At 70.0% G+C, this 18,037-nt stretch carries 19 protein-coding genes; 10 read left to right on the forward strand and 9 right to left on the reverse strand.

Going from position 1 to position 18,037, the window contains the following annotated elements:
- Positions 1-764 precede the first annotated feature (764 nt).
- Together ACFC1F_RS30530 and ACFC1F_RS30535 are read left to right on the forward strand one after the other, a co-directional pair.
- On the forward strand, positions 765-1,448 hold the full coding sequence (locus ACFC1F_RS30530) for a hypothetical protein (RefSeq protein ID WP_376163108.1): 684 nt from the start codon (positions 765-767) through the stop codon (positions 1,446-1,448).
- A complete protein-coding gene (locus tag ACFC1F_RS30535; protein WP_376163110.1) occupies positions 1,449-1,922 on the forward strand; it encodes a hypothetical protein in 474 nt (157 codons plus the stop codon).
- A gap of 245 nt (positions 1,923-2,167) precedes the next feature.
- Here ACFC1F_RS30535 and ACFC1F_RS30540 read toward each other — a convergent pair whose 3' ends face one another.
- Together ACFC1F_RS30540 and ACFC1F_RS30545 are read right to left on the reverse strand one after the other, a co-directional pair.
- Complete coding sequence (locus ACFC1F_RS30540; protein ID WP_376163112.1) at positions 2,168-3,436, reverse strand: nucleotidyl transferase AbiEii/AbiGii toxin family protein; 1,269 nt, start codon at positions 3,434-3,436, stop codon at positions 2,168-2,170.
- Positions 3,433-4,116 (reverse strand): hypothetical protein, encoded by a 684-nt coding sequence (locus ACFC1F_RS30545; RefSeq protein ID WP_376163113.1) that lies wholly within the window; start codon positions 4,114-4,116, stop codon positions 3,433-3,435. The genes ACFC1F_RS30540 and ACFC1F_RS30545 overlap by 4 nt, the downstream gene beginning before the upstream one ends.
- A 218-nt stretch (positions 4,117-4,334) precedes the next feature.
- On the opposite strand from ACFC1F_RS30545, the gene ACFC1F_RS30550 reads away from it, so the two are divergent.
- The 3 genes from ACFC1F_RS30550 to ACFC1F_RS30560 all read left to right on the forward strand — a co-directional run bounded on the left by ACFC1F_RS30550 (position 4,335) and on the right by ACFC1F_RS30560 (position 6,275).
- On the forward strand, positions 4,335-5,003 hold the full coding sequence (locus ACFC1F_RS30550) for a hypothetical protein (RefSeq protein ID WP_376163115.1): 669 nt from the start codon (positions 4,335-4,337) through the stop codon (positions 5,001-5,003).
- Between the two features lie 321 nt (positions 5,004-5,324).
- Complete coding sequence (locus ACFC1F_RS30555) at positions 5,325-5,621, forward strand: hypothetical protein (RefSeq protein ID WP_376163117.1); 297 nt, start codon at positions 5,325-5,327, stop codon at positions 5,619-5,621.
- Positions 5,622-5,651: 30 nt separating this feature from the next.
- Positions 5,652-6,275: a hypothetical protein gene (locus tag ACFC1F_RS30560; protein WP_376163118.1), complete on the forward strand. Its 624-nt coding sequence runs from the start codon at positions 5,652-5,654 to the stop codon at positions 6,273-6,275.
- Between the two features lie 171 nt (positions 6,276-6,446).
- Here ACFC1F_RS30560 and ACFC1F_RS30565 read toward each other — a convergent pair whose 3' ends face one another.
- Together ACFC1F_RS30565 and ACFC1F_RS30570 are read right to left on the reverse strand one after the other, a co-directional pair.
- Complete coding sequence (locus tag ACFC1F_RS30565) at positions 6,447-6,971, reverse strand: DUF1877 family protein (RefSeq protein ID WP_376163120.1); 525 nt, start codon at positions 6,969-6,971, stop codon at positions 6,447-6,449.
- Between the two features lie 408 nt (positions 6,972-7,379).
- Positions 7,380-7,898 (reverse strand): hypothetical protein, encoded by a 519-nt coding sequence (locus ACFC1F_RS30570; RefSeq protein WP_376163122.1) that lies wholly within the window; start codon positions 7,896-7,898, stop codon positions 7,380-7,382.
- A 97-nt stretch (positions 7,899-7,995) separates the two neighbouring features.
- Between ACFC1F_RS30570 and ACFC1F_RS30575 the strand changes: the two genes are divergently transcribed.
- The 3 genes from ACFC1F_RS30575 to ACFC1F_RS30585 all read left to right on the forward strand — a co-directional run bounded on the left by ACFC1F_RS30575 (position 7,996) and on the right by ACFC1F_RS30585 (position 9,886).
- Positions 7,996-8,508: a hypothetical protein gene (locus tag ACFC1F_RS30575; RefSeq protein ID WP_376163124.1), complete on the forward strand. Its 513-nt coding sequence runs from the start codon at positions 7,996-7,998 to the stop codon at positions 8,506-8,508.
- Positions 8,501-8,890: a hypothetical protein gene (locus ACFC1F_RS30580; protein WP_209412860.1), complete on the forward strand. Its 390-nt coding sequence runs from the start codon at positions 8,501-8,503 to the stop codon at positions 8,888-8,890. The genes ACFC1F_RS30575 and ACFC1F_RS30580 overlap by 8 nt, the downstream gene beginning before the upstream one ends.
- Positions 8,891-9,163: 273 nt before the next feature.
- Complete coding sequence (locus tag ACFC1F_RS30585) at positions 9,164-9,886, forward strand: IS5 family transposase (protein WP_376163126.1); 723 nt, start codon at positions 9,164-9,166, stop codon at positions 9,884-9,886.
- A 115-nt stretch (positions 9,887-10,001) separates the two neighbouring features.
- Here the strand turns inward: ACFC1F_RS30585 and ACFC1F_RS30590 are convergent, their stop codons facing one another.
- From ACFC1F_RS30590 to ACFC1F_RS30605, 4 genes are all read right to left on the reverse strand, one after another.
- Positions 10,002-10,667: an SMI1/KNR4 family protein gene (locus tag ACFC1F_RS30590; protein WP_376163128.1), complete on the reverse strand. Its 666-nt coding sequence runs from the start codon at positions 10,665-10,667 to the stop codon at positions 10,002-10,004.
- A gap of 362 nt (positions 10,668-11,029) precedes the next feature.
- Entirely contained in the window at positions 11,030-11,650 is a 621-nt protein-coding gene (locus ACFC1F_RS30595) for a hypothetical protein (RefSeq protein WP_376163130.1), read from the reverse strand.
- Positions 11,651-11,652: 2 nt separating this feature from the next.
- A complete protein-coding gene (locus ACFC1F_RS30600) occupies positions 11,653-14,649 on the reverse strand; it encodes a DnaB-like helicase C-terminal domain-containing protein (protein ID WP_376163131.1) in 2,997 nt (998 codons plus the stop codon).
- Between the two features lie 389 nt (positions 14,650-15,038).
- Positions 15,039-15,206 carry a hypothetical protein gene (locus ACFC1F_RS30605; protein ID WP_376163133.1) on the reverse strand — a complete coding sequence of 56 codons (168 nt, stop codon included), beginning with the start codon at positions 15,204-15,206 and terminating at the stop codon, positions 15,039-15,041.
- 153 nt (positions 15,207-15,359) lie between these two features.
- Between ACFC1F_RS30605 and ACFC1F_RS30610 the strand changes: the two genes are divergently transcribed.
- The gene (locus ACFC1F_RS30610) at positions 15,360-15,548 is read left to right on the forward strand and encodes a hypothetical protein (RefSeq protein WP_376163135.1); all 189 of its coding nucleotides are present in this window, start codon (positions 15,360-15,362) and stop codon (positions 15,546-15,548) included.
- Between the two features lie 273 nt (positions 15,549-15,821).
- Here the strand turns inward: ACFC1F_RS30610 and ACFC1F_RS30615 are convergent, their stop codons facing one another.
- A complete protein-coding gene (locus ACFC1F_RS30615; protein ID WP_376163136.1) occupies positions 15,822-16,361 on the reverse strand; it encodes a hypothetical protein in 540 nt (179 codons plus the stop codon).
- Between the two features lie 236 nt (positions 16,362-16,597).
- Between ACFC1F_RS30615 and ACFC1F_RS30620 the strand changes: the two genes are divergently transcribed.
- The gene (locus ACFC1F_RS30620; protein WP_376163138.1) at positions 16,598-17,809 is read left to right on the forward strand and encodes an IS110 family transposase; all 1,212 of its coding nucleotides are present in this window, start codon (positions 16,598-16,600) and stop codon (positions 17,807-17,809) included.
- Positions 17,810-18,037: the final 228 nt, after the last annotated feature.

Consider the following 18,037-nt stretch of genomic DNA (forward strand, 5'->3'; position numbering starts at 1 on the left):
TCGGGGCGCGGGCTTGGGCGGCGTCGGCTGCGTCGGCCGGCTGGGTGTCGCTCATCACGCCTCCCACGCCGGGTCCGGGACCGCGCCGCGCGGTGCGTTGCGGCGGCGGCGGGGCCGCGCCGGAGCGGGGGCGGATCCCACCCCGGGGACGGTGCCCGCGGTCGTGGGTCGGTGATGGTCGGGTTGTCCGACGCGAACGCCGGTCAGCGGCCTGGCAGGAGCGGGGGTCGTCACGTGCTGGTCCTTCACTTCTCGATGGCTGCCCGCTCCGTGACGGTGTGTGGCGTGGAGGCCCGGAGCGCGTCTGTGACCAGCATTTCGGTCGAAGGTTCGGAACGTTCAGAACGGCCGGGTAAAGAATTCCGAATCGCGGCGTTCCGATTCGGAGAACAGCCGGTCGTTCCTTGACCGTTGCATCGCACCCTCTGGAGAACGATCCGCTCCCGGAGCGGTTCAAGAGTCGAGGTCGTGGGAGCCGGGCCGCCATGGCAGTCTTCACATCCCGGCGTTGAGGCCCCGGCTCGGGTCGCTCTTGTGCCCTTGCCACTCCACGACGGCGAGCGACAAGCTCAGGCCACTCCTCCACGCACTGGCCGTCCCAGGACGCCACCACCGGCCTGCACCGCACCGTCGAGTCCGCACAACAGGGCATCACACCCCTGGTCACCCCGGCCGGGGACCGCGGCGCCACGGGCGTGCCCAGACGAGTCACAAGTGCGTCACGGGTACTTCCCCTCGCTGTGACCTGCCGAAATGCTTCGCCCGTGACATTTCCCATCTCCCACCGGCTGGCCTGGCGCCTGCTCGCAGCACTCCTCGCCCCGGTCGTCCTCCTCGCCCTGCGGACCGGCGATCCCACGGCCCTGATCGGGATATTGCCCGGCGTCGCGGTCGGCCTGGTCTTCCCCGACGTGTGGACTCTGCTGTTCCACCGGGCCACCGGCGCCCGGCTGGTCATCGTCCGCTACGGCAGCGGCCGCCGGCTTGCCTCCGCCACCTTCGCCGGCGTGCCCGTCGAGATCGGCCTGGTGCCCTCCGCCGAACTCACTCTCTTCATCGAGATCACCCCGGTCCCCTGGCTGCGCCCTCGCCTGTGGCTGAACTCCGCGGCGTTGCTCGCCGTGCAGCTCGGCCTCGGCGCACTGCTCGCCACACACCCGAACGGCTTCGCCCGGGAACTGGGGATCTCGCTGTTGGTGACCACCGTCGTCATCAATCTGCGCTGTCACCCCGCTCCGCTCAGCCCCCTGTGGACAGTGCTCGGCCTCACCCTGCGACGCCACCAGATCGAACACCTGCTGCGCCACCCCGACCTGGTACGTGCGGAGCGGCACGTGATCCGGGGCCAGATCGGTGAGGCCCGTCGGCTGCTCGACCTGGTGCCCGCATCGGCCCGGGTGAACGTCACCCAGGCCGGCATCCTGCTCGCCGAGGACCGCTACGAGTAGGTGGACACCGAGGCCCGGCAACTGCTGCAGACCCGTCAGGGCGTCGGCCGTGTCCCCGTCTACCAGCTGCTGGCGGCAGCAGCGGTAGCCTCCGGAGAAGCTGGCGAACTGCCCCCACGGGAGGTCCGGCACCGGGTCGCCCTGGCACTGATCGCCGTCACCGGCGACGGCTCCGAACCCGAACCGCGCCTGATGCACACATACACGCAGACCGCCGCCGACGCCGAGCTCCTCGACGGCCACCCCGAGCTGGCCGCCCGGTTGGCCAGGCGCTGGAGCACCTACGTGAGCTCGCCGTTCTGGCGCGCCAACGCCTGCTGCACCCTCGCCGCCGCGCTCACCGCCCTCTGCCGCTACGACGAGGCCCGCACCGCTCTGGCCCGGGCACGAAACCAGTGCCCGGAGCTGGCTCGCACGGCCCGCCTGGAAGAACTCCTGAACGCGGCGGAGCAGGACACGGTCCCCACTCACTGAACGCCCCCGTCCGGATCCGGGCCGGTCACGCGGGTGACGGGATCCGGCCCGGGCCCGTCGGGAGACCAATCCCTGGCCGGACGGGCCACGGCTGCCCTCGCACCCCTCTTCGCCGTGGATGTGCCCGGCCATCCACGCGTTCACGGCCACGTTGTCGACGGGGTTGAGGACCAACCGGTGACCGCTCTGTTTGAGCCCGAGGGAGACTGCACTGTCCCCTCGATGACATCATCAGCGGCTGAGTGTCACAGCTCCTTCAGCTGCTCGTCGAGGTGCTCACGGTTGCGCCCCCGGTTGAAGTAGTCGGTCCAGTCGGCCCATGCGGGATCCGCAAGGATTGCAGGGACGAGGTCCTGGAGGCCGTTCCGCTCCCGCCCGAGCAGTTCTCCGGTGAGCACGACGGCCACGACCACCGGCGTGCCGGCCGCAGCCATCGCCCGCTGCACGGCGGGCATACCGGTGCGGTCGAGCAGTTCGCGGTAGTGCGCAACCCATGGCTCCAGCCACCACTGGCTCACCTCCTGGGCGTCGGCGTCCTCGGTGCCGTGGAACGTCTGGGCGAGGGCGGCTGCCAGGCGCTCGACATACTCCGCGTCCGTACCGGGGATGTCGGGGTACTCCTGCGCGAAGTGCTCCCATTCCACGCTGTCCACCAGCTCGGTGATGGTGGCAGGCCGCACGGGGCGCAGGGCGTAGTGTGGCTCGGCGGCGAGGAAGGCGTCGCGCAGCACCGCGTACGGCAGGCGGCAGGATTCGGCGAGCAGCACCGCGTCATAGAGATCCTTGCCCTGCGGATGCATGTCGGTGACCAGCCACATGATCTTCCAGGCCAGCGACAGCTCCGGTGTGACCGCGTTCAGCGTCGCGTCGGCGGAGAGCGGGAACGGCTCGGGTGCGAGCGGCAGCTGCTCGTTGAACACGAAGTCGAGCTGCACCACGCCGCCGGGCGTGCCGTCGGCCGTCCACGGCAGGACCAGGCGCCGGCCCGGGACCCGGTCGTAGGTCCAGATGTCCTCGCTGACCGCGTCCGCGGCCTCGAAGCTCACCGGACCCGCGCCGGCGGCCTGCTGGGCCGCGAGCGCGATGCCGTCCAGCATTGCCGTGGTCCGCTCCTCCTCGATCCGCCAATCGTGGGGAACGACGACGAAGTCCAGGTCTCCCGGCTCCCGGGCGTCGTCACCGAACCAACCCTTGAGCAGCACACTGCCGCGCAGCACCAGGTGGTCGGCCCACTCGGACCTCGCGATGGCTGTCAGTACCAGGTCCAGCGCCGTCCGCCGGAGGGCATACCAGGCAGCGCCCACCACCGCGTCGGTGAACCGGGGGTCAGCGGCGCGGTAGGCGTTGGCATGCTGCTTGAGCGCCGGATCGAAGATCGGACGCTGCACCACTCCCTCCCCCCGCACCGGACGGAGCGTCAGCGGCACCCCGAAGCCCGCCCGCCGGCTGTTGTCCAGCTCGGTCCTCGGCACCTCGGAGGCCTGCCAACCGAAGGACTCCCATGTCGGCGTCATCTCTGCGGCCCCTCCCCTATCCACCCGTCATCGACGGCGATGTTGCTGTCGTACACCACGAACTCCCGCTCCACGGAGGCGATCTCGTACCCGGCGCCGGACACCGCAGCGACCAGCCGTTCCAGCCGCTCGCCGGCCGCATGCAGACCGACGCCGTAACAGCGCTGGGTCACGAACCGCTGCTGCCGACCGTCGTCCACAACCCGCCGCGCGTTCCACGACACATGGGCGCCATGGCCACTGACCACGGCTGCGATCGCCGCGCGGTCGAAATCCGGCTGCACGAGCACCTTGATGTGGTGCTCGAAGTGAACCTCCGGACCGAGTCGCGCCGCCTCCACATCCGATTGCGGCACCCCACGCGTCCAGGGCGCCGCCTCGATCTTCACCCGAACCGGCTCAAAGCCCGACGTGCGGAGCTCATCCGCCACCGCCAGCGCCGCCAGCCGCCGCTCCGGCAAGGTGCCTGCCCCACGGAGCGTCACCATCGGCTGCGAGGTCATCCGCCCCCTCGCGAGCATGATGTGCACGAAGCCGACGCCCCTGCCCGCTGCCCACCGTTCCAGCCTGCGCACCGCCCCATCGCCCTCGCACTCCACGGTGACGTGCGTCTCGAACTCGCCGACGAAGCTCTCCGCAGCGATCGGACGCTCGGGTGTCCTGGGAACCAGCAGTGCCATGACCAAGATCTTCCCAACCACGGCTGCCCGAGGGAAATCCATTAACCACCAGGCCGCAGCCACATTCTGGCGGACACCAGCGGCTCTCCTCCACGTCGTTGTCGCCTCCCGTTTTGAGCACGGATCTGAGTACGGGTGCTCAGGCCTGCCGGACTACCCGCCAGTAATCTCCTGGTCAACGCCGCAGCAGATCGGCACCGACCCGGAGGACAACGCCCATGGAGAACAGCAAGCGCACCACGGCCCGCAGGACACCGGCCGCCGTCGGCGCGGTGCTCCTCCTTCTGGTCGGCGCAGTTGCGACCGGGGCGTGGCTCTTCAAGAACGGTTACGGCCCGGTCGCCCGGCACGACGAGCCCGGGACGGACGCCGCGAAGGCCCGGGACAGCATCCAGAGCGCCCTCGAAGGCTCCGTAGGCGCCATCACCCCGCAGGTCGCACACTACGACGGCTGGTACTACGTGGACCGCGACCCGGACCACTGGGACGGCGAGCCGATGCCGACCTCCACCGTCTACCGCATGTGGTCGCTCCGGGCCCCGGTCGACCGGTCCAAGTACAAGGTCCTCGCCGACCAGCTCGCCCAGTACTGGACGGCACACGGCTACACCGTGGGCAAGTTCCGGAACTTCGTCGGCGCCAACACCGATACCTTCCCGACTGACGAGCGCCAGATCTCCGCCACCTCGCCCGACGGCGTCTTCGTCATCCTGGAGATGGACACCCCGGGCGTGAGCCTCCAGGCCTCCATGGACGGAGTCCACTACGCCGGCACCGAGGTGTACGGGAAGGACCCCGCCCACCCGCGCCGAAAGGTGAACGACTACTCGAACCAGCTGAGCGTGGCGGCCCCGAGCACCGACGACCCGTACTGGTCGCACCCTTGACGACCGTCCCGCCCCGGGGCCGGCGCCGACCTGGCAGGTCAGCGTCACCGGGGCGGAGAACCACCTCTACATGCTGTCGCGTCCAGCGGATGCTTCACCATCGCCAGCCGGCTCTACAACGCCAAGGAACCGATGACCCTGTTCGAGCTGCAGGCCTGGCTCGGACATCGCTCCCCGAGCGGCAGGATCCTCGGCGGCACTTGGCAGCTTGGATTCCACTGAACGACCCGGTTCACGTTGCCTTCGTCCTTGCACGCGCCCGCCGGCATCACCGCAGGCCCTGGCCTCGTAGTCCGCACTCTCCCCCGGTAGCGTTCGCCCGTGACCATGCTGAACCGACTCTCTCTGGGCCTCCTGCCGCCGGTCTCCTTCGACAAGGCGTACGGTGACAACAGCCTCCGAGCCGCCGCCGACGCACTGACCAGACGGGCCGACTGGCGACCAGCACGCGACCTGCTCCTCTCCGGTGGCAACGACTGGGCGCTCAAGGACCACCGGGTGCAGTACCTGTCCGACCGTCCCACAGTGCTCCCGGCCCTGCAGAACTGGGCCAAGGCGGAGCCCGGGAGCGCCGATGCACTGACCGTCCTGTCCAGGGCGAACATCGCCCGCGCCTGATTCATCCGCGGACGCGCCCAGGCCAAGTACGTGCGCAAGGACGCCTGGCCGAGGTTCTTCGAGCTCCTGGGCCAGGCCGACGAACTGGCGGCACGGGCAGCTGATCTGGCGCCGGCCGATCCCACACCCCGGGCGACCGCCGTGCACCTGGCACGCGGACTGCAGGTCCCCCGGCGGGAGTTCGACGCCCGCTGGCAAGCCCTGACCGCCTGCGACCCCCTGCACCGCACCGGGCACCACCACGCCCTGCAGTACCTGTGCGCCAAGTGGTCGGGCTCGCACCGGGAGATGACCGAATTCGCCCGCGAAGCCTCCGACCGGGCACCGGCGGGCCACACCCTCACCCTCCTGCCGTTCCTCGCCAACCAGGAGAAGTGGCTGGCCGACGACGACGGATTCGACCCGAACCACCTCCCCGCCCACCTGGCCGACATACAGGAGCGCTGGATCGACGCGGGCCCGCAGCCGCACTCCCGCGTCGCCGAGGACCATTCCCTGCTCGCCTTCTCCATGAGTCTCGTACAGCGCCGAGCCGATGCAGCCCTCCACTTCCGCGCCATGGGCCGCCACGCGTCCACCGCCGGTTGGTATTACAGCCTGGCGCCCCGCCAGGCCTTCCTCTACGCCCGCTCCGCCGCCCTGCGCTCCCACTGACGACCGTCGGCCTCCACCCCTGAGGCCCTCTCCCGTCGGACGGTGGCGCAGCGGTGCCACAGAAGCCCGGTGCTGTCGGGGCCCTCCCCTACCGTCCTAGGCATGACCTCGATGACTCCTTCGGCGCCCAGTGAACCAGCATGCCAGCCCGACGACCCGCTGGGCAGCACGTCACGCCGACTCGAACTTGACCATCGCGTCGCCCGCGGCTGCGGCAGCGGCGAAGAAGCTCCTCAGCTCGCCCAGGTCCGCCGTCAACTCCTCAGACCACGCCGGGCTCCACGGCCTGGAGAACCCCAGCGACACGACCTCTCGCGCTAGCGCGGCATCCAAGCCAGTCATCAGGTCGTCGACCGCAACGCGCTTCAAGAAGTCCGAGGCCTCCCGCACCTCGTCAGGGCGGAGCACCCACAACTCCGTCCCGACCCACCCGTACTCCGGGTCCTCCTCGCCCTCCGCCCGTTGCTCGCCCCCGAAGGCCGGCAGTCGAGCAACGCCGTCCGAAGCCACCCCGCCCGAGGTCAGTGCGAAGTGCACCACGTAGCCATTGCCTTCGACACCCATGACCATGCCGACCTCGCAAAGGGACTTGAACTCCGAATCGAACCAGTGCGGCACCAGCGCGCCCAGCTCCTTCGGCGACAGTTGATCCAGTGCCCTGCACGGCACACGCCGCCAGAAGAAATCCACACTCATCCCGGCACCCACTCCGATGCTGCTGGCCCGGCACCCCTGGTGCCGTGTGCGCGACAGAGTAGGTGATCCCTCCGACAGCCGGGCGATTGGTTCCAGCAGCCCCTTCACGTCGCTGACCTGCACGGCTGGCCGGGCGACGGGGCCCGGCGGCGCGCGCAACCAGAGCGGGTTGGCATGCCGGGGTGAGCAGCAGCGGCCCGGTGGCGGACGAGCGCGACTGGCGGCCCCGGGGTGGAGCGGCGACCGGCTGAGCAGCTGGCGGTTGCCTGCCTGCCGTCGGCGAGGGGGCTGCCCCTACCGGGAGCGGTAGGTTCGGCCCCGGTCGAGCCGGTGGGGCGCTGAGGGCCCGAAGCGCCGCCCGGTGCGCGCTCAGCCCACGCTGAAGCGGACGTCCACCGCAACCGGCGCTCACGTGCCGGCGGCCTCCAACTCCCGCAGTTCCTGCTCGGCGCGCTGCTGGTCGGCAACCGCGTCGATCCCGAAGCCCACCGCCCGCGTGTAGGCGGCGACCCTGCGCCGGGCGAGGTCGAGGAGCTGCTCGTGCGGCCAGGGTTCGCCGCGGCCCGCCGCCTGTCCAGAGCGCACGTTGTCGTCCGTGACCTCGGACATGGCGCGCATCGCCGCCCCGACCGCGGTCAGGTCGGACAGCTGCGCGCTGCACCAGGCCAGGTACTCCTGGCGCAGGTAGCCGAGAACGCCGTCCTCACCGTCCCACGCGGCTGCGTCCGGGCCGAGCGGGCCCAGGCCGGTGCCACCGTGCCGGTCAAGTTGCCGCAGCTGCAGGGCGGCACTGACCACGGCCGGGCCGGGCTGCCTGTCCGGCCCGGCGGCGGAGCCGTCGGCGGTGTCGGCCGACAAGGCGGAAATCTGCAGCGCGGTGCGGTCGAGCAGCGCGGCATGGCGCAGCACCCACTCCCGGCCGTGCATCGCCGGCTGCCGTGGTGAGCGCGAGCGAGTGGCTGGCCGGCAACGTTGATTCGGCCCACACCCGGAACGAAGCCCCTTCGCGCAGGGCCAGGGCAGCATGGCGGGCGGCATCAGTCTCATGTCATTCGAGGGCAGCAATCAGGTCTTCGCGATCCACGACGTGCAGTATGGCGCTCTGCGGGCGCTGCGGGTGTGGGGCCTGGCCACCGGCCACCTCGTCGGCGAACCCCTCACCGGCCACACCAACGCGGTGCTCGCGGTGACCTGCACCGTGCTGGACGGCCGCCCCATCGCCGTCACCGCCAGCAGAGACGACACAGTGCGACTGTGGGACCTGCGAGCTCAGGAAGCCATCGCAGTCGTCCCGATCAACGCTCCCACCTCCGTCTCGATTACCGCTGCCGGGACCTCGTCATCGGCTTCCACCACGACATCGCCCACTACCGCCGACAATCCCACGACCGCGCAGCCCGCACCTGACAGTCACACACCACACAACGGGATGACCGATTCAGAGCGTGGTGGTGAAACGGGTGGTGTTCGGTGGGGTCGGGTTGTGAATGCCTCGGTCGGTCGCGCTTCCGACGCAGTACCGTGGCCCGGTGGATGAGATGCCAGTCCCGACGGCGGGTATGACGATCAGCGTTCGGATGCGCCAGGACGTAGTGATCGTCGATCCGGAGCGTTTTGTCGCTTCGGCCCGTGCGGCGTACCGCGAAGCCTCCCCTGAAATTACCGAGGAGAGGGCGGCCGAGGACATCCGCGATGTCTACGAGGCTGTGTGGGCTCTGCTGGACCGCTTCGGTCGACTCGCAGCCGACGCACCAGCGTCCACCGGACTCCCCGGCCAACGGATTCTGGACCGCCCAGACGGACTCTCACCAGCGGGCGAGCGCAAGCACATCGTGCTGAACGATCCGCAGCCACTCCAGGACTACGGCTGCTTCATGCCCGAGGAGTACGACCCGTTCGCCATTCCGCCAGGGGTGTGATGGTGTCCACCGCGACAGACTGCTCCGAAAGATCACTTCCCTGAGGAAATCTCGAATGTCCGTGCTGGCCGCTCGGTGGGTGCAGAGGAACGGGCCTCTTGGTAGGAGTGCGGTTGTCGAGACCAACCCTGCGACCCAGGGGGGCCGTTGCCGTACCAGTTCACCATTCCTGTGCCGGGCGATGCCACTTCGGTCACTCTGGCGTGGTGACTGCTTCGTTCACCTGTACGGGGCAATCGCGGCGGGGCGGCGTGCTCCGCACTACCGTCCGACATGACGGATGCGGAATGGGACCAGGTCAAGGCCTCGATGCCGGTGCCGGCTTGGTTGGAGGGCCGGGGCGGACGCCCCGAGGCCTATTGCCACCGTGAGATGGTCGACGCAGTGCGCTACGTCGTCGACAACGGCGCGAAATGGCGGGCGACGCCCGTCGACCTGCCGGCCCCGCGCAAGGTCTACGACTTCTTCCGCCGCTGGTCGCGCCACGGCTATGTGCGCGAGCTCTACCAGCGGCTACGTCGCCTGCAGCGCGAGAGGGAGGGGCGGGTGGCCGAGCCGGGTGCGGGCATTATGGACGCGCAGTCGGTGGACGGCTCGGAGACTTGCCCCACCGCCACGCGCGGGATCGACGGCAACAAGCGGCGCGACGGACGCAAGCGCCGCATCCTGACCGACACGGGCGGCCTGCTGCTGGAGGTCACGGTCACCCCCGCGAACGTGCACGACTCGGTGGCCGCCCCGGAACTGATCGACGCGTTCATGGCCGAGCCCGGACGCCTGCTGAAACTGGTCTGGGCGGACACCGCCTACCAGGGCCCGGCACTGGCGGACGCGTTCGCGACGCACGGGGTGCGGGTCGAGGTGGTCAAGCGTCCCGACGGGACCAGGGAACTCGTGGTGCTCGCGCGCAGGTGGGCGGTCGAGCGCACACTCGGGTGGCTCTCGCGGACCCGGCGCCTGAACCGCGACCACGAGCGCCGGCCCGAGCGATCCTGAAGGTATGGCCCGGCCCCGGCAAAGGCGTCTCTCCTGCCGTGAGCCGTCCCTTCCCCCTGTCACGCAGGAGTTGAGGCAGCCTCGCCACAGTCATGGTGGTGTACCACGATCGTCGTTACCCGGTCCAGGGCATTTCCGTTGACCCAGTTGGTTGGTACCAGGTGATGCCCCACTCCGCGCCCCAGTCCTTGCCGGTCCAGTCGTAGGCGGGTGTCCAGAGCGGCCGGGCGGGTTGAGGCCCCCACTCTTGCGGGTCCGGACGCACCAGCAACTCGTCCTCATGGGCGTAGCCGCCGGTGAGTACGGTCGCGACGAACTCCGCGAAGCCGCCGTCGAATCGGTCGAGCTCACCGTCCTTGAAACGGCAGAAGACGGCCACCGGCCACTGCTCCGGGTCCGGGCCGGTGGTCAGCCAGCAGCAGTAGATGTGGTTGCTGTTCCCGCCCCAGGGCAGCAACCCGCCCGGGTCCGGGAAGACCGGGGTGCGTTCCTGGTCCCAGAACTCGTCCTCACCCTCGACCTGCTCCCGGAACTCGGTGTCGGTCTCAAAGCGCCACCCCGCCAGCCCACCCGGCGAACCGACTGCGCGGGGGTGCTCCGTCGGCGACTGAACGCCCCACTCGCCGTTCAGGTTCACCGCACCGTACAGGTCGATGAACGCCCGGTAGTCCGACGGCAGCTGGATCCCGAGCTCCGCCGGGGCCAGGCCCCACGGCACCTGCGCCGGGGTGTACACCGGCTCGCCCATGATCGCTCGCAGCCGGTCCCACGCCTCGGTCATCGCCCGACCCCTCTCCGGCGTCAATCTGTCAGAAGCTGCACTTTAGGCCACGGCCCCGACAAGCCACTGACCCGACCGGAAGACCGCCGGCCGGCGAGCCCCGCGCGATCTCCCCGAGAACGACCGCCTGGTCGAGTACCAGCAGTCGTGAGACGAGGTAGCCGCCTGGTCCCGCCCGGCCCATGCACTTGCTGTTTGACACGCCGGCTCATGGGATGCGGGGCGCGTTCGAGGGGTGGTCGGGCAGATCGGGGGCTCCTTCGCAGAGCACGAGCGGTCGGCCGCTCCCATGCGAAGCGGGTGTCTCCCGGCCTGGCCGAGGCCCACGTAAGGGCCCCGGCTCCAGCCCCTGGGGGAGGCGGTCAGGCTCCGAGGCCGATGTGGCGGACGTAGGTGTAGGCCCCCCAGTCGGAATCCAGGTCGGCGATGATGTCGTCCCAGATCTCCTCCAGTTTCGCCTCGTCACCGGCGACCATGGCGTCGACCGCTTCGTCCCAGACGTAGCGCACCTGGAGTGTGCGCAGGCGCAGGTTGTCGCGGCGGCGTGTGGGGATGACGGGGTCCTGGTTGATGGGGTGGATCTCGACCTTGGTGCCCTTGCCGGCATTGTTGAGGTGCTGCTTGAGCGCTCCGGGGTTGGACAGGACGTTGTGGGCGCGCAGGTTCCAGTAGGCGGTGTCGATCAGCTCGAGGTTGGCCGGGCGGGGCTGCTGCTTGCCCTTGGTCCAGGCTTTGATCGTGGCCGGGGTGGCGGTGATCCCGGCATCGGCCATGGCCGCCGGGCCGCCCTTGGTCGCGGTCAGGTAGCGCATGCGGGCGAGCAGGCCGCGGCGGGAGGTGACGGGCGACTTGATGCCGCCCTCGACGATCATCCGTTCCAGGGCGTCTTCGAGGGCGCGGCCGAGGCCGATCTTGCCGTGGACGTTGCCGGGGTCCCCGGCGGCGCCGTACTTGCCGAAGTTCTTCCATCCGTCGGTCGACATGATCAGGCAGCCTTCCCGAGGGTGTACTGCTTCTTGAGCTTCATCTGGGTCGTCTTGCGGCCTTCCTCGAAGACGCCGCCCGTACGGCCTTGCACCTTGCGCCATTCGCCGTCGGTGACGTGGAGTTCGTCGGTGCCGCGCAGCCGCACGATCGTGAGGCCGGCCTTGTGGGCGCGCAGGGCCTTGTACCAGAGGTTGGCGAACGCCTGGCTGCGGATGATGTGCATCCAGTCGGGACGGCGCAAGTCCCGGTTGTAGCTGGACTCGCCGATGGTGGAGGTGAACTTGGCGTAGATGGCCTTCACGTATGCCTCGGTGACCTGGTCGGCCTCGGTGATGGCGGTGTCGCGGGCGAGGTTGAGGATGCGGCGGAACTTCTCCAGGAGGCTCTCGCTGTTGCCGGAGGTCCAGGCTTCGGTGATGTGAGGTGCCTCGGCGAGGCCGAGCTTGTGGCAGCGGATCAGCAGGCGCACGGTGGCGTCGTCCAGGAGGAGGGGACCGGGTTCGTGCCGGTTGCCGATCGGGTCGGGCAGGTGCGGGTGGTTCCAGGCAGGGCGCTTGGGCAGGAGGTAGATGCCGGAGCGCCGGGGATCGAAGCCCCCGTCCGGCTGGTGCTGGAGGGCGCCGATGGGCAGGTAGGTCTTGAAGGCGCTGAGGTAGGCGGCGTTGGTGTCGAGGACGTCGACGGCGATGCCGAGGCGGGTGCCGGCCCGAAGCTCGGCCATGAGCGGGTCGTTCTCCCACTTGTGGCGGCCTTCCCAGACCTCGTCCGCGCCCTTGGCGGTCTTCTTGCTCAGGAAGGACAGCTTCTCCGGGTAGACGGTGTGCTCGTAGTTCCCGCCGACCCGGGTCGCCTCGAACAGGGCCATACCGTTGGGAATCGCCTTGGCCTCCAGCACGGCGATCGCGTCCTCGCTGTCGCCGCCGTGTTCTTCGAGCGCCTGCGCGACGACCGAGCTGATCATCTCCAGGTAGTAGTCGTAGTCCCGGCCGCCGTAGGGCGAGGAAGTCGCCGGCCCCTGCCCGGCCGGCTGGCGCGGGCGACCGCTCTGCGCGGGAGCTGCGGTGCGGGACTGGCTCGTCGGCACCGGGCGCCATGTAGCAGGGTCGACGAGGTCCGGCTGGTCCTCGGCGGGTACGGCGGTGTCGGTCGCTGCGGTGTCCCGGTCACCGGCAGCTTCGTCGGTTACTGCATCGGGTTCTTCGGCCGCGGCCGGATCGGTCGTGACCGCCGGGTCGTCAGGCGAGGGGAGCGCGGTCGCGGCCAGCTCGTCGGCGCGGCGCGGGACTGTCGCGGCGGGAGTGGCCGGGTCGGTCAGTCGGGCGTGGGCGAGGTCCGCGCAGAGGACCACCGTGGCGAGTTCGCCGAGGTCGCGCTCGGTGATGGTCACCCGCACCTGGTCCTCGTGCCCGCGCCCGCGGCCGCCACGGTGGGGTTCGAGGAGCAGGGTCAGGTCCGCCGTCAGGGTGCGCAGCAGGGTGGGGTCGTCGGTGTCGAGGGCGGCGAGGACGGGGAGGTGGTGGGTGCGGGCGAGGTGGGCGAGGGCCTGGACGGCGTCGCGGACGGCGGGTGGGCCGGACAGGGGCAGGCGGGGGTCACGGGCGGCCTGGAGGCGGTCGACGACCAGCAGTGCGAGGTCGGGGACGTCGGTGGCGGTGTCGGTGAGGGCTGCGGCGTCCAGGTCGGTGCCGTCGTCGATCAGCAGCGGGGCGGCGGTGAGGAGTTCGGCGGTTGCTGCGACGGCCTCGCGTTCGCTGTCATCGAGGGCGCCGGCCCGCAGGCGGCGGTAGTCGACGGGGGTCTGGGCGGCGATCACGCGGGCGGCGACGTCGGCGCGGGTCAGACCGGAGGCCGCGTAGAGGACTGGGCGGCCGAGGGTGAGGGCGGTGGCGCGGGCTGCCGCGGTGGCGATGAGGCTGGAGCCGGTGCCGGGAGCGCCTGCCACAAGGTAGAAGCGGCCGGGCTGCAGTCGGCCCAGTGCCGTGTCGAGGACGTGGATCCCGGTCGGCAGCCCCTCCCCCGCGCCGTGTGCGGTGGCGTCACCGTCGCCTGCTGGCACGGCGGGGAGCAGGGCGTCGAGGGCGTCACCGAGCGGGGTGATCCGGCGGCGTCGTGACGGCAGGGACTCGGGAACCACTGCTCCAACGCCCGCAGCGGTGTCGGTGGGAGGAGTGGGCGGGGTCGCCGCCGGGTTGTCGGCGCGGGTGTCGGCGCCGGCCGGCGGGGAAGCTGCCTCCGGGTCCGCGCCTGCGGTCACAGGGGCGGGCAGGCGATGACGCTGCACGTGGGATTTCAGGCTCGCCAGCGCGGGGCGCGCGAGGACGCTGTCGAGGTGCTCCGTCCCGGCCAGAACCAAGGGGAAGTGCGCATGGGCCCACAGGCTGCCCAGCGACTCCAGCGCTTCGGTGGACAGCCGGTGGGCATCGAGCACGACCACCAGGCAGGAGCGGCGCCCGAGCTCGGCGGTGATCATGTCCGCCGTGTCGCCCAGAGCCCGAGGACGACGACCAAGCCGATCGAGACCCAGACCCGCGAAGAGGGGGCGCAGCACGGCACTTGGGGTGCGGACCGGCTCGGGAGTGACCCACACGATGGCCGGGTGCGGCGTGTCCAGGTGCGCGGTGAGCGCGGTCCGGGCGGCGGCGGGGTCCGGGCAGGTGAGGGCCAGGATCGCCTGGGCGTCGATGATCGAGCGCAGGGCCCCGGCCGTCCCGCCGCTCTCCCCGGTGGCCGTCGGGTTCTCCGGGGTGGAGGTGGGGACGGCGATGAGGACCGCCACGGGGGTCTTGTGGCGGCGCAGGACCTGGGGGGCGCCGGCTGCGGCCAGTGCGACGAGGTCACCGAGGACGGGGCGGGCATCGGCGATCCCGTGCGAGGGCACGCCGTCGAGGTTCAGTCCCCGGTCTGCGGCCTGCTGCGGCGAGACCAACCAGGCGCTCTCGTCGCCGCGTACCAGCTCGACCGGCGCCGTTCCGGCCTCCTTGATGAGGGCCGGCAACTTCGGCCGGGCTTGGTGGACCCGGACGGACTGGACAGCGGCCGGTTCAGCCTGCGCGGCAAGCGGAGTGGAGGCGTCAGCGGTGGCGGGCAAAGCGGGGCCTCCCACATTCGAAGTCCGAGCGGCAGGTGCGCACTAGAGAATGTACCGGCCACCGTAGCAGCGCGGTACAGAATTTCTGCAAACTCTGTACCGGTCGCGATGCTGCGGCCGCGGGTCGGTTGACGGCCACCCACGGACAGCGGGGCGGTGGAGCCTGCACGAAGCGCAGCCCAGCAGTGGGCAGCGGTTACCGGCGGCTCCTCGGCCCCGGTGCGGGAAGCGGCTCGGCCGAAGGGCCTGCAGTACGCCGGGCACAGGACGCGTGACCTGGGCAGGCCGTCGGCCGTTCACCGGGTACGACGAAGCGCTCCGATGCCGGCCGCCTGGCCGTTGACAGGCAGGAGCTGCCGGGCCCGGACGGTCTCCAGACCGCGCTCGACGCTGCGGCCGAGGTCGGCGAGCGGGCCGCGGTGTGGCTGGACGGTCTGGCCGGCCGGCAGCCGGAACAGGCTCACCGGCTGATCCTGCTCCGGACGGCGGCAGCCGTGCGGCAGGTGACGTCCCGGGAGATCACCCCCGGCGGTGAGGGGTGGCTCACGGAGGAGCTGCGTCATCACCTTGCCGCCGATGTCGTTCTCGGAGCCGGGGCAACCGCGACGATGCCCCGGTTGGAGGGTCGGGAGCAGGTCGCCCTGATCGCGGTCTGTGCGACGGCGGCTTCCATGCCGGGCGCAGCGCTCGGCGACCTCGTCCAGGACCTGGTCTCCCTCGCCGGGGTGATGGCGGCCGGCGGCGCCGTGGATCTGGCCGCTGCCCTGCGGCCTCACCGGCATCGCCTCGTCTGCGGGGCCGGATGACCGGGCCGACATGCGCGGGCGGGCATGGAATCGGTATCCACCTCGCCGACCTGGCAGCGTGTCGACCACTGTCCAACTTTCGAGCTATTCACCGGACTTGAATCCACAAGAGGGGATCTGGTCGCTGGTCAAGCGCGACATTGGTAACCTCGCCGCAGCCGACCTCGGTCAGATCACCCGTGCCGTCAAGCGCAGGCTGAAGCAGATCCAGTACCGCCTGACCTGGTCGACAGCTGCCTCGCCGGCACCGGCCTGTCCCTCGCGACGCAGTCGTCAGAAGCTGCCGAAGAAGCGATGCCACCAGCTGGGCCGCTGGACGTGCCTAGGCAGCCGGCTCGGCCCGTCGTAGTCGCACTCCAGTAGTTCTTCGGGAACGATCGCGTACCCGAGGTCGGCCAACGCCCGATTGACCCTGCCCAGATCCCCGGCGTCCAACTCGCCCTCGGCCTGCGCTTCCCCGGTGCCTATGAAGGCACCGGGGTTATCCGCGCAGACCAGGGCCAACGACCCGAACTTGCTCACGCAAACGACGATCCGAGTCCCGCACACGGTCGCATCCGCCGGTACGGTGACACGCCCGTACTCACTGGAGTCCTGGGCGTCTCGCTCGGTCGCACATCGCGTGGCGCAGTCGTCCTCAAGCTGCGACACAAGGCCTCCGAACAGCGCACCGGTCGCGCCACGGTCGTAGTCCGGGGGCCACTCCAGCCACTCGGGATCATCGAGCTCGCAAAACAAGGCCACCAGATCCGCTTCACGCTCCGCCAGACGTACATCTTGGCGGGTCAGCAGCTGACCCAGCCAGCCCGACAACGCTCATTCAAGTTCCTTACGTTGTTCATGGGTTGATTCCGGTCACTCGTAGGATCGGGACACCCAGGGGCACCGGGTGTGGCTGTCAAGTTCATGCCGCAGGAGTGGCTTCTACTGATTGGCCGCCCGGTGCCCCGCGACGACTCGGCCACTGATTGGGATGCGCGACACGATCGCTTGGTAAGGACATGCTGGCGAGGTCGTCTGCTGGGACCAATACAGGAACCACTTCGGAGGTGGCCGTGCCCGAATTGTGGGCCGGAACGGACGCGGGCAAGGCCGAGCATCACTGCGTGGTGCTCGACTCGGACGGCCGGCGCAGACTGTCGCAGCGGGTGGCCAACGACGAGGCTGTGCTGCTCAAACTGATCGTCGATGTCCTCGCGCTGAGTGAGGGCGAGCCTGTGACGTGGGCGATCGACCTCAACTCCGGCGGTGCCGCGCTGATGATCGCGTTGCTGACCGACAACGGGCAGAAGGTCCTCTACATCCCCGGCCGCACTGTCCACCACGCCTCTGGTTCCTACCGGGGTGATGGGAAGACAGACGCGAAGGACGCCTTCGTCATCGCGGACCAGGCCCGCATGCGCCGCGACCTCCAGACAATGCACCGCGGCGACGACATCGCCGTGGACCTGCGGATCCTCACCTCGCGCCGCCTCGACCTGGCTGCCGACCGCACGAGGGCGATCAACCGGATGCGGGCCCAGATGCTGGAGTACTTCCCGGCCCTGGAGCGGGCCTTCGACTACAGCACCTCGAAGGCCTCTCTGGTACTGCTGGCCGGCTACCAGACCCCGGCTGCCCTGCGCCGGATCGGCAGGAACCGTCTTGCGGAGTGGCTGAAGAACCGCAAGGTCCGCAACTCCGAACTCGTCGCCGCCACTGCGGTCGAGGCCGCCCAGGCCCAGCACACCGCCGTCCCCGGGGAGAAGCTGGCCGCCGCCTTGGTGGCCAGGCTGGCGAGAGAGGTGACGGCTCTTGATGAGGAGATCGCCGAGACCGACGCCCTGATCGAGGGCCGGTTTCGCGAGCACCCGCACGCCGAGGTCATCCTGAGCATGCCCGGTATCGGCCCCGTCCTGGGCGCCGAGTTCGTTGCCCACACCGGCGGAGACATGAGTGTCTTCGGCAGCCCCGACCGTCTCGCTGGCGTCGCCGGCCTGGCCCCGGTCCCGAAAGACTCGGGACGCATCAGCGGCAACATGCGCCGACCCCGCCGCTACTGCCGTCGACTGCTACGTGTCTTCTACATGTCCGCGCAGGTCGCCGCCCGATGCTGCCCAACCTCGAAGGCCTACTACGACCGCAAGAGAGCCGAGAACAAGACCCACAAGCAGGCCGTCATCGCCCTCGCTCGACGCCGCCTGAACGTCCTGTGGGCCCTCATACGCGACGGCCGCAGCTTCGAGATCACCCCGCCACCCAACCCCGTCGCGCTGGGCTGACCCGCTCACAGCGAGTCACCAATCGGGCTTGACAACTTCATTGGGAATCAGTAGCACCACCGCTCCCACGCAGGCCAGGCCCGGGAGCGTCCACAAACGTTGTGGGGCGCCCGGAAACCACCCCCAGGCCCACACACTAACCACAGAAGGAGAAAAACGTATAAGGGGTATATTTATCCAGGGACAAGAGTAACCAAACGCAGTTTGATAAACCCCGCCCACAGGTGC

Source organism: Kitasatospora sp. NPDC056181 (genome assembly GCF_042266225.1).
Classification (GTDB): domain Bacteria; phylum Actinomycetota; class Actinomycetes; order Streptomycetales; family Streptomycetaceae; genus Kitasatospora.